The 14,255-nt window shown below is 45.0% G+C and carries 11 protein-coding genes; 5 read left to right on the forward strand and 6 right to left on the reverse strand.

Annotated elements, in window-relative coordinates; translation table 11 throughout:
- The first annotated feature begins 95 nt into the window (after nucleotides 1-95).
- The 4 genes from radA to BacF7301_RS01075 all read left to right on the forward strand — a co-directional run bounded on the left by radA (nucleotide 96) and on the right by BacF7301_RS01075 (nucleotide 6,335).
- Nucleotides 96-1,463 (forward strand): DNA repair protein RadA, encoded by a 1,368-nt coding sequence (radA, locus tag BacF7301_RS01060; RefSeq protein WP_167959586.1) that lies wholly within the window; start codon nucleotides 96-98, stop codon nucleotides 1,461-1,463.
- Between the two features lie 60 nt (nucleotides 1,464-1,523).
- The gene (locus BacF7301_RS01065; RefSeq protein ID WP_167959587.1) at nucleotides 1,524-3,176 is read left to right on the forward strand and encodes an NAD(P)/FAD-dependent oxidoreductase; all 1,653 of its coding nucleotides are present in this window, start codon (nucleotides 1,524-1,526) and stop codon (nucleotides 3,174-3,176) included.
- An 18-nt stretch (nucleotides 3,177-3,194) separates the two neighbouring features.
- A complete protein-coding gene (locus tag BacF7301_RS01070; protein ID WP_167959588.1) occupies nucleotides 3,195-3,797 on the forward strand; it encodes a response regulator transcription factor in 603 nt (200 codons plus the stop codon).
- Between the two features lie 90 nt (nucleotides 3,798-3,887).
- Nucleotides 3,888-6,335, forward strand: a complete 2,448-nt coding sequence (locus tag BacF7301_RS01075; RefSeq protein WP_167959589.1) for a TonB-dependent receptor — start codon at nucleotides 3,888-3,890, stop codon at nucleotides 6,333-6,335.
- A gap of 597 nt (nucleotides 6,336-6,932) precedes the next feature.
- On the opposite strand, the gene BacF7301_RS01080 is transcribed toward BacF7301_RS01075, so the two are convergent.
- From BacF7301_RS01080 to metA, 4 genes are read right to left on the reverse strand one after another with little or no spacing between them, the layout of a single operon-like run.
- On the reverse strand, nucleotides 6,933-7,442 hold the full coding sequence (locus BacF7301_RS01080; RefSeq protein ID WP_209319488.1) for a GNAT family N-acetyltransferase: 510 nt from the start codon (nucleotides 7,440-7,442) through the stop codon (nucleotides 6,933-6,935).
- A gap of 36 nt (nucleotides 7,443-7,478) precedes the next feature.
- Nucleotides 7,479-8,537, reverse strand: a complete 1,059-nt coding sequence (locus tag BacF7301_RS01085) for a zinc ribbon domain-containing protein (protein WP_245208305.1) — start codon at nucleotides 8,535-8,537, stop codon at nucleotides 7,479-7,481.
- The gene (locus tag BacF7301_RS01090; RefSeq protein ID WP_167959590.1) at nucleotides 8,534-10,363 is read right to left on the reverse strand and encodes a peptidase U32 family protein; all 1,830 of its coding nucleotides are present in this window, start codon (nucleotides 10,361-10,363) and stop codon (nucleotides 8,534-8,536) included. The genes BacF7301_RS01085 and BacF7301_RS01090 overlap by 4 nt, the downstream gene beginning before the upstream one ends.
- Nucleotides 10,360-11,277, reverse strand: coding sequence for a homoserine O-acetyltransferase MetA (gene metA / locus BacF7301_RS01095; RefSeq protein ID WP_167959591.1), 918 nt, complete (start codon nucleotides 11,275-11,277; stop codon nucleotides 10,360-10,362). Before metA ends, BacF7301_RS01090 begins: the two co-directional genes overlap by 4 nt.
- A 180-nt stretch (nucleotides 11,278-11,457) precedes the next feature.
- Here metA and fdxA point away from each other — a divergent pair, with 180 nt between their 5' ends.
- Nucleotides 11,458-11,628 (forward strand): 4Fe-4S ferredoxin, encoded by a 171-nt coding sequence (gene fdxA, locus BacF7301_RS01100; RefSeq protein WP_002559159.1) that lies wholly within the window; start codon nucleotides 11,458-11,460, stop codon nucleotides 11,626-11,628.
- A 135-nt stretch (nucleotides 11,629-11,763) separates the two neighbouring features.
- On the opposite strand, the gene BacF7301_RS01105 is transcribed toward fdxA, so the two are convergent.
- Nucleotides 11,764-12,957 carry a pyridoxal phosphate-dependent aminotransferase gene (locus BacF7301_RS01105; RefSeq protein ID WP_044653813.1) on the reverse strand — a complete coding sequence of 398 codons (1,194 nt, stop codon included), beginning with the start codon at nucleotides 12,955-12,957 and terminating at the stop codon, nucleotides 11,764-11,766.
- 82 nt (nucleotides 12,958-13,039) lie between these two features.
- A complete protein-coding gene (locus tag BacF7301_RS01110) occupies nucleotides 13,040-14,254 on the reverse strand; it encodes a bifunctional 3,4-dihydroxy-2-butanone-4-phosphate synthase/GTP cyclohydrolase II (RefSeq protein ID WP_167959592.1) in 1,215 nt (404 codons plus the stop codon).
- Nucleotide 14,255: the final 1 nt, after the last annotated feature.

Raw genomic sequence — 14,255 nt, forward strand, 5'->3', positions numbered from 1 at the left:
AATCGATGAGATTTGTTTTGTGCTTTGGGCTATTTATACTTACTTTTGCTCCGAAAGCAGGTTAATAGTACAATTTTTACTGGAATAAGAGACTAATGGCAAAAGAGAAGACCGTATATGTATGCAGTAACTGCGGACAAGACTCACCGAAATGGGTGGGTAAATGTCCGTCGTGTGGAGAATGGAATACGTATGTAGAAGAAATCGTACGGAAAGAACCGACCAACCGCCGACCGGTATCGGGCATTGAGACACAGAAACCCAAGCCTGTTATCCTCAGCGAAATAGTAGCGGATGATGAACCGCGTATCGACATGCACGATGATGAACTGAACCGTGTGTTGGGTGGCGGACTTGTACAGGGTTCTCTAGTCCTGATAGGCGGCGAGCCGGGAATCGGCAAATCGACGCTTGTCATGCAGACCGTACTGCATATGCCGGAAAAAAGGATTCTCTATGTATCCGGCGAAGAAAGCGCGCGCCAACTGAAACTTCGTGCCGACCGCCTTTCCGGTGTTTCCAGTGATTGCCTTATCGTCTGCGAGACTTCACTCGAACAGATTTATGTGCACATCAAGAATACGAATCCCGATTTGGTCATCATCGACTCTATACAGACTATTTCTACAGAGAATATCGAATCGTCTCCCGGAAGTATTGCACAAGTTAGAGAGTGCTCCGCTTCCATTCTCCGTTTTGCCAAAGAGACACATACACCGGTATTGCTTATCGGACACATTAATAAGGAAGGAAGCATCGCAGGCCCCAAGGTGCTGGAGCATATCGTTGATACCGTTCTCCAGTTTGAAGGCGACCAACATTATATGTATCGTATTCTCCGCAGCATCAAGAACCGTTTCGGTAGTACGGCAGAATTGGGTATTTATGAAATGCGGCAGGACGGATTACGTCAAGTAAGCAATCCTTCGGAGCTATTGCTAAGTCAAGACCACGAGGGAATGAGTGGAGTAGCTATCGCTTCTGCCATTGAAGGGATACGCCCGTTCCTGATTGAGACACAGGCTTTGGTAAGTTCCGCCGTTTATGGAAATCCCCAGCGTTCGGCAACCGGTTTCGATTTGAGAAGAATGAATATGTTACTGGCCGTTCTCGAAAAACGTGTCGGTTTTAAGCTCGCACAAAAAGACGTATTCCTGAATATAGCCGGCGGACTGAAAGTGAATGACCCGGCTATCGACCTACCGGTTATCAGCGCTATTCTTTCTTCAAATATGGACGCGGCTATCGAACCGGAAGTCTGTATGGCAGGAGAAATCGGACTGTCGGGCGAAATTCGCCCCGTGAACAGGATAGAGCAACGTATCGGAGAAGCGGAGAAATTAGGTTTCAAACGTTTCCTGTTGCCGAAATACAATTTGCAGGGCATTGATACGAAAAAGTTAAAGATAGAGTTAGTACCTGTAAGAAAGGTAGAAGAGGCGTTCAGAGCCTTATTTGGATAAGACATTGATTTATTCTATATCAGTTTTATCCATTTTATAATCAAAAGCAACAAGAATCAGATGATACAAGAATACCAACTTCGCGTCCTTCCCGAAATCGCAGCAAACGAACAACGGTTGAAAGAATACCTTTCTGAAGAAAAAGGAATAAACCCACGCAATATCAATGCTACCCGAATTCTGAAGCGGAGCATCGATGCACGCCAACGAACTATATTTGTCAATCTGAAGGTACAGGTTTACATCAATGAAATGCCCAAAGATGACGAATACGAACATACCATATATAATAATGTAGAAGGAAAGCCGCAAGTCATTGTAGTAGGTGCAGGGCCCGGCGGATTATTCGCCGCCTTGCGTCTTATCGAACTCGGTTTGCGCCCGATTATCGTAGAACGGGGAAAAGATGTACGCGAACGGAAAAAGGATTTAGCACAAATCAGCAGGGAGCATACGATAAACCCAGAATCGAATTACAGCTTTGGTGAAGGGGGAGCAGGAGCTTATTCGGACGGAAAACTCTACACCCGCAGCAAGAAAAGAGGAAATGTAGACAAGATATTCAATGTATTTTCCCAACATGGAGCATCCACAGCGATATTGGCAGATGCGCATCCGCATATCGGGACTGACAAACTGCCGCGTGTCATTGAGAATATGCGAAATACAATCATCGAATGTGGTGGCGAAGTCCATTTCGAAACTCGAATGGATGCACTAATCATCGGAAACAACGAAATTAAAGGCATCGAGACGAATACGGGAAAAACATTTCTCGGCCCTGTCATCCTGGCTACAGGACATTCGGCAAGAGATGTTTACCGTTGGCTGGCAGCAAATGATGTCACAATTGAAGCAAAAGGAATTGCCGTCGGTGTCCGTCTGGAACATCCGGCAATGCTAATTGACCAAATACAATATCATAACAAGAACGGAAGAGGAAAATACCTGCCTGCTGCCGAATACAGTTTCGTAACCCAAGCGGAAGGCAGAGGAGTGTATAGCTTCTGTATGTGCCCCGGCGGATTCATTGTCCCCGCCGCCAGCGGACCGGAACAAGTAGTAGTAAACGGTATGTCTCCTTCCAACCGTGGTTCACGTTGGAGCAACTCGGGAATGGTTGTAGAGATACAACCGGAAGATTTGATAAGTGGAGAGTGGAGAATGGAGAGTGAAGAGTTGGCTGCGCAACAGAATGAGCAACTACTTGCCCTTAACCCATCCCTCAACCACTCTCAACTCTCAACTCTCAACTCTCAACTTCTCCCCGTCCTTCACTTTCAGGAAGAACTGGAACGACAGTGCTGGTTGCAAGGCGGCAGACGACAGACGGCTCCGGCACAACGCATGCTGGATTTCACCCGTAAGAAATTAAGTTACGACTTGCCCGAATCCTCTTATGCCCCGGGGTTGATTTCTTCCCCACTCCATTTCTGGATGCCGGAGTTTATCAGTAAGAGATTATCCCTCGGTTTTCAGCAATTCGGGCGTAGCAGTCATGGTTTCCTTACCAATGAGGCGGTGATGATTGGAGTAGAGACACGTACTTCTTCTCCTGTCCGCATCGTACGCGATAAAGAGACATTGCAGCACGTAACTGTTCGTGGTCTATTCCCCTGCGGGGAAGGTGCAGGCTATGCCGGCGGCATTGTTTCTGCCGGAGTAGACGGCGAACGATGTGCGGAAGCGGCAGCTAATTATTTAAATCATTAATCAAAATCACACGAATTGATGAAGCCCCAACCCGAAATAGCAATTGTTGAATCAAACACCCTTACTTGCCTTGGTCTGAAAGGTATTTTAGAGGAAATGATTCCCATGGCAACCATACGTACTTTCCATAGTTTCAGCGAGCTAATGGATGACACTCCGGATATGTATGCCCATTATTTTATTTCCGCACAAATCTATGTGGAGCACAACGCTTTCTTCCTTCCCCGGAAGCGGAAAACCATCGTACTGGCAAGCGACAGCCCGCAATTCCAACTATCCGGTGTTCCTGTACTCAATATTCACGAATCAGAAGAAGAATTGGTGAAAAGCATATTAAAGCTCCATCAACACGCCCACCACGACGGTTATCCGATGAAAGACATGCCGCCTATGCCCCCGGTAACACCGCATCAAGAGATTTTATCTGCCCGTGAGATAGAAGTGCTTGTACTGATTACCAAAGGACTAATCAACAAGGAAATAGCAGACAAACTGAATATCAGCCTGACTACCGTCATCACCCACCGGAAGAATATCACCGAGAAATTAGGAATCAAATCGGTATCCGGATTGACTATTTACGCCGTAATGAATGGGTATATTGAAGCAGACCGAATCTGATTCCTTAAAAAATAAGTCATAATCCTAATAAATGAGGATTGCCCGACTCATATATTTGCCGTTACTTTGCACCAGACAAATTAACTGCGAATGAAGACAAAGAATATGATGCTTGCCCTCGCTCTCCTGACGACAGGGACTGTATGGGCCGAAGATTTCCCAAAAGACTCACTGAAAGTAGTGGACATAGAAGAAGTGGTAGTAATCGCCACTCCGAAAGAGAACCGTAAACTGCGCGACCTGCCTGTAGCCGCCACCGTTTTATCGCAAGAGAACATGCGTGCCAACCAGGTCAACTCCGTAAAAAACCTGACGGGCATTGTCCCCAACTTATTTATCCCGGACTATGGTTCCAAACTGACCACTTCCATCTATATCCGTGGAATCGGTTCACGTATCAACACCCCATCCGTAGGACTTTATGTAGATAATATCCCCTACATAGACAAGTCGGCATTCGACTTCAACTATTGCGACATCGAACGTATCGACGTGCTTCGCGGTCCGCAAGGAACATTATATGGTCGCAACACGATGGGCGGGCTTATCAAAGTGCACACCAAATCTCCTTTCACTTATCAGGGAACCGATATACGAATGGGAGCAGCAACCTATAACAACTATAATGTTTCACTTACGCATTACCACCGCATATCCGACCGTTTCGCTTTCTCTACCGGTGGCTTTTACGAACATACGGGCGGCTTCTTTGAAAATTCAGCGCGAAACAACGAAAAGGTCGACAAAAGCAATGCCGGCGGCGGACGTTTCCGTGGTATCTATCTGCCGGCATCGAATCTGAAAATAGACATGACGCTTAGCTATGAGTATAGCGACCAGGGCGGCTATCCCTATTATTACACCGGAATCACTCAGAACGGTATAGATAACGCTAAAGAAAAAGGTAAAGAATTGACCGAAGACCGGGCCGATTATATCGGCAAGATTTCATATAACGAACGTAGCAGCTATCGCCGCGGATTAATGAATGCCGGAGTTAATTTGGAATATCAAGCGAAAAACTTTATTCTTAGTGCTGTCACAGGTTATCAAAACCTGAACGACCGTATGTTCCTTGACCAGGATTTCACAGAAATGGCCATTTATACACTGGAACAAAAGCAAAAATCAAATACCATTTCCGAAGAAATTGTGTTCAAATCAAAAGCCAACAAAAGGTGGCAATGGGCAACAGGAGCTTTCGGTCTATATCAAACATTAACGACCAAAGGGCCCGTCACATTTTGGGAAGACGGAGTGAAAAATGTTATCGAAGGAAATGTAAACAGTATTTTTGACAATATGGGTCCAACAGCCCCAAACTTACATTTGACAGTTAACAATCCTACGATATTGGTAGGCGGAGACTTCGATACTCCTGTCTGGAATGCTGCAATTTTCCATCAGTCGACATTGAATGACCTTTTCGTGAAAGGGCTGTCATTTACTGTTGGTTTGCGCTTGGATTACGAAAAAATGAGCATGAAGTATACTTCAGTCAGCGACCCTACTGATTTCAACTTCAGTATGAAAATGGCACTCCCCCCCCCGATGCCATCTGTGTCGATAGAAGCCAAAAACCTGCTTGCAAATGCCGGTTATGACGGAAAAATATCAGATGACTATGTTCAACTACTCCCTAAGTTCGCATTACAATACGAATGGAAAAAAGGGAATAATGTATATGCAACCGTATCGAAAGGTTATCGTTCCGGTGGTTATAACGTACAAATGTTCTCTGACCTAATCAGTGGAGATTTAAAAAATTCGATGATAGATGCTATAAAAGAAAGCGATGAGTTCTCTAGGTTTGCCGCCATTATTGACCAATATGCCACTAAAGACGAGGTTCCCGAAGTAAAAGAAGCGACACGCTACAAACCCGAATATTCATGGAACTACGAAGTAGGAAGCCACCTCACTCTTTGGGAAGGCAAACTTTGGGCAGACCTTTCCGCTTTCTACATGGATATGCATGACCAACAAATTTCCCAATTCGCAGAAAGTGGATTAGGACGTACGACCCTCAATGCAGGAAAAAGCCGTAGCTATGGCGTCGAAGCCGCTCTCCGTGCCAGCCTGACTAACGCATTAAGCTTGAACGCAAGCTATGGATATACTTATGCTACCTTTACAGATTATGTAGAATACGAAAAAGACAAAGAAGGCAACCTTAAAGTAAAAGCCGACTACAATGGTAAATACGTTCCTTTCGTCCCCAAACATACCCTGAATATCAGTGGAGAATATGCCATCACTTGTAGTCCGCGCTCCATATTCGATCGTGTAGTATTCCAGGCAAATTATAATGCTGCCGGACGCATCTACTGGACAGAACAGAATGACGTAAGCCAATCTTTCTACGGCACATTGAGCTGGAGAACAAATCTCGAAATCGGCGATGCCATGATTAGCTTTTGGGCACGCAATTTCTTGAATAAGGATTATGCCGCTTTCTATTTTGAAACCATGAATAAAGGATTCATGCAGAAAGGACGTCCGGTACAGTTCGGGGTAGACCTTCGCTGCCGGTTCTAATATATCTCAGCACTCCACGAACATCATAGGTGTGACTGCGGTTCATCGATTTCACCTGGTTCTTGAAATGCCGATGAATAAGGCGATAGCGGGTGAAAGCGAGGAATAAGTAAAGGTGAAATCGTTCAATATCGGTTTCACCTTATTTTTCAAAATATCCCTTGAGCTAAAACAAATATCATTATAGCTAATCCGGATATGCTTATAGCTAATCGAAATATGCTTATAGCAAATTCACCGTCAGGTATTAATAGATAAACTGTCAGATATTAACAGCCTGGCCGTCAAGTATTAACTATCTGATAGCAAGGTATTAATAGTTGAGTTACAGGATATATAGATTCAACACGTTGGGCATATATGGCCAATACGTTGGAGCTATATGCCGGACACATTGGAGCTATATGCCCAACAACCGATATAAACAACTCCAATAGATGAAAGCAATAACAAGAGGCTTCACCTTATTTTACCCCACGCTTTCACCCGTAACTTTCTTATTCACAAGGATTTCAATTATAAAGTGAAATCGGTGGAACTTACGAATCAAAAGTTGATGGTACTTATACAAATCAGTAGGGAAAAACAAATATTCATTCATTCCCGTACAACCATAGTCCGTATTTTCTGATAAGCAATACGTTCTGTCCCGTTCTTTACATAAATGATACCACAACGCTGGAAGCCATGCTTTTCCAAAATATGCTGCATGACCTTATTATCCCGATGCGTATCCACCCGGATATTCGCCATACGTTCAAAGCACCAGTTCAGGCAGGTTTCCGCCACCCCTTTTCTTGAACCGTTCGTCGCCAACCGATGAACTACTCCGTAAGGTTCATCATTGAGCCACGCTCCTTCATAAATATGCTGATAAGTAGGGTCATCCCCCAGTATAAAACAAAAAGTTCCCAATATTCCGCCTTCCTCATCCGCGCATACGAAGCTATGACCGTCTTCTATTTCCTGACGGATAAATGCTTCGGACGGATAGCCGTCAATCCATTGAGTTGTATTCCCTGTCGAACGCATAAAAGCACGGGCATAGTCATAAATCTCCATTACTGAAGGAAGATCTCTCAATTCAGTAGCCCTGATATTCATCATATAAAAAGTTATTCGGAAATGAAATAGATAATAGAATTATTCATTGATTGCACCGCAATGCGGGCACACACCCTTCTCCTTCAACTTCTCCCCACAATGTCCGCAACGATACTTATAGCTGATATTCCGATGCACTTTCTTCGCGAAAACGAAAACAAAAAAGGCAAGGAATAAATAACCTACATAGATATGAACCATCAAAATAAAGAAGAAATAACAGAAGATACAACAGGACATCAGCCCCAACAAATAAAAGATTGCCGCCGCCGGAGTCAACTGGCGGAACAAATCATCAAGCACTGCCAATGCGACAATTAAAAACAGCCATATACTCAGCAAAAAGACTGAAAGAATAAAAGGCACTTTAAAAGGCGACAAGGTAGGATTGAAGTAGAAATGCTCCCATGTTTCCGGTGTAAAAACCTGCATGGACTCATATACCGTTGCACTGAAAGCCATCAACAGACAGAGAAATAACGGATAAGCACTGTCAATATCATTAAAATACACCATCTGCAACTGTTTCCGACGGAAGGCGCGAAGCAGATAGACACCGACAAACAGCGCAAAGATAACCACAAAATAGGAAGCATGCGTATCACTGAACAAATGGATAGCCTGCGAAATACTATCCGTAGGAACAAAAGATTGTTTCAGTTCCACCTCACGTATCCATCCCTGTTCATCCTGTGTATGTGCCAGTTTCACCCAAATACTATCCACACTATCGGCAGGATGCACGGCAAATTCGGCTACGACCACACGGTCACCCTGATAAAGCCTGATATACGTATCCTTGATAGGCAGGCACTCCAACGAGATGGAATCCTCCGTTAATTCCAGATTCGTGTTCCAGGTATAGTGGCGTTCATAAAGGTAATTCAGAGAGTCTTTTGTTTTCTCCGACATCTCTTCGGAAGAAAGGTCGGGGCGAGCATAATAACAAGACGAGAAGAAAAACAGCAGAATCACCACAGAGGGTACGAAGGACACAAAGGAAAACAGCTTCTCCCACCAACCATTCAAAAAGCCGGTTCCGGGAAAAAGCTCTGAAACTCTGTGTCCTCCGCGTCCTCTGCGATGAATTATTCTCATTGCGCCGCTTTTACTTTCATTTGACAATTCTTGCAATCGAACTCAAGGCTGAAGCGTTTGCCATCGTTCGATACCAAATAATAGGGTTCTTTATAAGGTGAACGCACCCGCTGGTGGATAGGACACCATCCCATGCTATATCGCAAACAATGTTTGCAGAACATCAGTACCGCATCTTCTACCGCTTCTTTCTCATAAGCCATGGCAACACGCTGCACTCCATGCTCTTCATAGAAAGAAGCCGCACGGCTGTTCATCACATTTCCCAGATAAGTCAATGACGTTTGAGGAAAAGTATGACTGGTCTGTTTCCACACTGCCAACTCCTGGCGGTAGTTTATCTGGCGGGCAGCTATTAATTTAACGATTGCCAACCGGCGGAAATCAGCCAATAGCGAAGCGGGGAGAAACCAGTTTTCTGCAAATGAGACTTCTATCTCTTTCGCTTCGAAAGGTGTATTCCCTAATTTGGCAAGCTGTGTTTTCAGGTTCTCTGTCTGCGGCGTACGTGCCAATTCCTTTTCGAGAGGAAGCCCCAGCGTGATGCTGTTATCATCCTCATCGGTCAATGTCAGCGAAAAGCCGAACTCATTATCGGCAAGCAACATATTTACAGCAATCTTTCTTTCAGCCGATTTCCGTGACAGTACACGTTCAAATTCCTGGTCGAAATTGCGATACAGTGTAGTACGGGGTTTGATACGAGGCATCTCCTGCGGATATAATTTATTACTATCCACACGATTGATACGAAATCCCTGCAAACGTCCCTGTTCGTCGATATAGCAAACACCGTCACCGTTATTAAAGGATTTCAGTCCGGCGACTGTCAGATAATTGCCGCGAATCTCTTTCACCGTTCCCATTTCCTCGCCCAATGACTTGGGAGTATCGAAAGAGAAAATCTCTTTATCACGCCCATGCAGGAAATAATGCGTAAATCCACGGCTGAAACTCTTGTCCAATTGCGGCTTGAACTCATAACGGCAAGTTCCCGAAGATGCCCGCACATATTCCTGACGACGGGCAAAGATAGCATCCAGCTTCTGACGATAGGCCGCCATGACGTTCTTCACATAAGACACATCTTTCAACCGTCCCTCTATCTTGAACGAAGAAGCTCCCGCGTCCAGCAACTGCTCCAACTCGTCACTCTGATTCATATCTTTCAAAGAAAGCAGATGTTTATCTTTCACAATCACTTTCCCGTCCGAATCCACCAGATTAAAAGGCAAGCGACAGAATTGCGCACATTCGCCCCGGTTCGCGCTGCGTCCGAAGCAAGCCTGGCTGACGTAGCACTGCCCGCTATAACTCACGCAAAGCGCACCATGCACAAACACTTCCAAAGGTACTTCGGGGCAGGTATCATGTATCTTCTTTATCTCACGCAACGATAACTCCCGCGCCAACACTACCTGACGGAAACCTGTTTCCCAAAGGAATTTCACTTTCTCAGGAGTGCGGTTGTCCATCTGCGTACTGGCATGAAGCGGTATCGGCGGGAGATTCAGCTTCGTAATCCCCATATCCTGCACAATCAATGCATCCACACCAATCCTGTACAGGGCATGAATCATCTCTTCCGTCTCTTTCAGTTCCTCTTCTTTCAGAATTGTATTGACGGTGACATAGATACGCACGTTATACAAATGAGCATACTGCACCAATGCCGCGATATCTTCCAAGGAATTTACTGCCGCCGCACGGGCACCGAATTTCGGAGCGCCGATATATACGGCATCCGCACCATGATTGATAGCTTCAATGCCACATTCCAGATTTTTCGCCGGAGCGAGAAGTTCTATTTTACGCTGCTTTATCATTTAATGTCATTAATATTGTAAGGAGTTTCCTGATAAACAAAATAGTTCAACCAGTTGGAGAACAACAGATTGGCATGAGCACGCCAACGCACCAACGGACCTTTGTCAGGGTTATCGTCCACATAATAATTACGGGGAACGTCTATCGGCAAGCCTTTATCCACGTCACGACGATATTCCGTATCCAACGTCAACGGAGAATATTCGGAATGTCCGGTAACGAAGAACTCACGCCCGCCACGCGCCACCGCCATATATACACCCGCATCTTTTGATTCGGAAAGCAGTGTCAGTTCCGGCACTTTCAGTATATCTTCCCGGCGCACTTCCGTGTGGCGGCTGTGGGGCACATAGAAACAATCATCAAAACCACGGAAAATGGAGTGATAAGGTTCCAATACACGATGCTCGAAGATGCCGAACATCTTCTTTTCCAGCGGATACTTGGGAATCCCGTAATGATGATACAATCCGGCTTGCGCTGCCCAGCATATATATAAGGTAGAAGTCACATGCGTACGTGCCCAGTCAAAGATTTCCGTAATCTCATCCCAATAAGTCACTTCCTCGAAGTCCATCTGTTCCACAGGGGCTCCGGTGATAATCATGCCGTCGTACTTCTCGTGACGCATCTGGTCGAAATCCGTATAGAACGTCTTCATATGTTCTATCGGCGTATTCTTGGACGTGTGGCTCTTAATCTTCATAAAGGAAATCTCCACCTGAAGCGGAGTGTTCGAGAGCAAACGCACCAAGTCCGTTTCCGTTGTAATCTTCAACGGCATCAGGTTCAGAATCACAATCCGTAGCGGACGAATGTCCTGCTGCGTAGCGCGGGAAGTGTCGATAACGAAAATATTCTCTTCCTTCAATAGCTCTATCGCAGGTAGTTTATCGGGTAAATTTAAAGGCATAATCGCTATATATTAGTAATTTGAGCACAAAAATACGAAAAATATAGCACATAACAGGGACGTTGCTTATTTAGAAGACGTACAAATTAAGTCAATTTAATCATAGAAGCATAACAACCAATCAATAAAAGCCTTATTTTTGCGGAAGAAATTAGTACTAATAATTTAAATCTTAGAAAAATGGCTTACGTAATTAGTGACGATTGTATTGCTTGCGGAACTTGTATCGACGAGTGTCCGGTAGAAGCTATCTCCGAAGGTGATATCTATTCTATCAACCCGGATGTATGTACTGACTGTGGAACTTGCGCAGACGTTTGTCCGTCTGAAGCTATTCACCCGGCTGAATAATACAATCTACAAAAAAGTATAGGCTGCTTTTCACGGAAGGCAGCCTTTTTTTATTTTCTCCTCTCGGACAAAAAAGTAGTGGGCGGCTTCCTCGGAAACCGCCCACTGTCTTATTTTATTCTATCTAAAAACCGCTTATTTCAATTTAGCCAATGCTTCTTTGATACGACGGATAGCTTCCACGATATTCTCATCGCTTGTAGCATAGCTCATACGGATACATTCAGGAGCGCCGAATGAAGCACCGCCCACACAAGCTACATGAGCTTCTTCGAGCAGGTACATTGCCAAGTCGTCCGAGTCTGCAATCTTACGGTCGCCGTTGCTCTTTCCGAAGAAAGCATCACATTTCGGGAACAGGTAGAAAGCACCTTGTGGAACGTTTACTTCAAATCCCGGAACTTCCTTAGCCAACTTCACAATCAAGTCACGGCGGCGTTCGAATGCTTTCTGCATTTCTTTCACCGGTTCCTGAGTACCTACATATGCAGCCTCAGCAGCCTTCTGAGATACAGAGCAAGGTCCGGAAGTGTACTGACCCTGCAATTTATTACAAGCCTTTACAATCCATTCCGGTCCGGCAATGAAACCGATTCTCCATCCTGTCATAGCGTAAGCCTTTGATACACCGTTCACAATCACTGTGCGTTCCTTCATTTCCGGGAACTGGGCAATGCTCTGGTGCGCGCCGATATAATTGATATGTTCGTAGATTTCGTCAGCGATAACGATTACCTGCGGATACTTAGCCAGTACGGCAGACAAGCCTGCCAGTTCTTCCTTCGTATATACAGAGCCCGTCGGATTGGACGGAGAGCAAAGAATCAAGGCTTTAGTCTTCGGAGTAATGGCAGCTTCCAGTTGTTCGGGAGTAATCTTGAAATCCTGTTCGATACCCGCCGAAACAATCACAGGAGTACCTTCTGCCATTTTCACCATTTCCGGGTAGCTTACCCAGTAAGGAGCCGGCACGATTACTTCGTCACCCGGATTTACCAATACGAGGATCGTATTACAAACAGATTGTTTAGCACCGTTTGCACAAGAAATCTGGGCGGCTGTATATTCCAGACCGTTTTCTTTTTTCAGTTTCTCAACAATAGCATTGCGCAAAGCCGGATAACCCGGTACTGGAGAGTAACGGGAGAAGTTATCATCTATGGCTTTTTTCGCAGCTTCTTTGATGTGGTCAGGAGTATTGAAATCCGGTTCTCCTACACTTAGGTTAATAACATCAACGCCTTGTGCCTTAAGCTCGTTGCTCTTCTGAGACATGGCAAGCGTCGCCGACGGCGACAAGCTGTTCAAACGATCTGATAATTGATTCATTTTGTATCTATTTTATTGTTGTTGAGTGAAAATCGTTGCAAAATAAGCGATAATATTTGATATATGAAAACAAATCGGCAAATTACTTATTAAAATGTAAAGTATGCCCCATTCTTTCTTTCTTCGTTCTCAGGTAGCGTTCGTTGTACGGATTAGGAACAGTTTCAACAGGTACATTTTCTACTATTTCCAATCCATAGGCTTCTAAGCCGACACGTTTCACCGGATTATTTGTCAAAAGTCTCATTTTATGCACTCCCAGTTCGCGAAGAATCTGTGCGCCTACTCCATAGTCGCGTTCATCGGCAAGATGTCCCAGGCAAATGTTTGCGTCAACAGTATCCATGCCGTCTTCCTGAAGTTTATAGGCTTTCATCTTTTCCATCAGACCGATGCCTCGACCTTCCTGGTTCAGATAAACAACTACGCCCTTTCCTTCTTTCTCAATCATTTCCATGGATTTATGCAACTGTTCTCCACAGTCACAACGCTGTGAACCGAGAATATCTCCGGTAGCACAAGAAGAATGAACACGTACCAGAATCGGTTCGCCCTCGCTCCACGTACCTTTAAATATAGCCATATGTTCCAATCCGTTCGATTTCTGACGGAAAGGAATCAGGTGGAACATTCCATGTTCGGTAGGCATATTCACTTCCACACCTTTTTCTACGATTGATTCCTGCTTCAAGCGATAGGCAATCAAGTCATGGATAGAAATCAGTTTCAGGTCATATTCGTCCGCCATCTTGCGAAGTTCGGGCAGACGAGCCATCGTACCGTCATCGCTCATGATTTCCATTAAAGCACCGGCAGGATAAAGTCCCGCCAAACGTGCCATGTCAACAGTAGCTTCCGTATGTCCTGCACGACGGAGTACTCCTTTTTCCTGCGCATACAACGGATTGACATGTCCGGGACGCCCGAAAGTAGCCGGTGTGGAAGCAGGATCGGCCAATGCCTGAATGGTAGCGGCACGGTCGGCAGCAGATACTCCGGTAGAACAACCTTCCAGTTTATCAATAGTAACCGTAAAAGGGGTTCCCAGCACGGAAGTATTATCACTCACCTGGTGCGGCAAATCCAGTTCCTTGCAACGGGACACAGTGATAGGCGCGCAAAGCACTCCACGTGCATGTTTCAACATGAAGTTTACATTTTCAGGAGTTATCTTTTCAGCGGCAATAATCAGGTCACCTTCATTCTCGCGGTCTTCATCATCTACTACTATGACAAACTTGCCTTCTTTGAAGTCGGCAATCGCGTCTTCTATTCTATCCATTTTAATCTCTTCCATA

The sequence above is a fragment of the Bacteroides faecium genome (assembly GCF_012113595.1).
GTDB lineage: Bacteria > Bacteroidota > Bacteroidia > Bacteroidales > Bacteroidaceae > Bacteroides > Bacteroides faecium.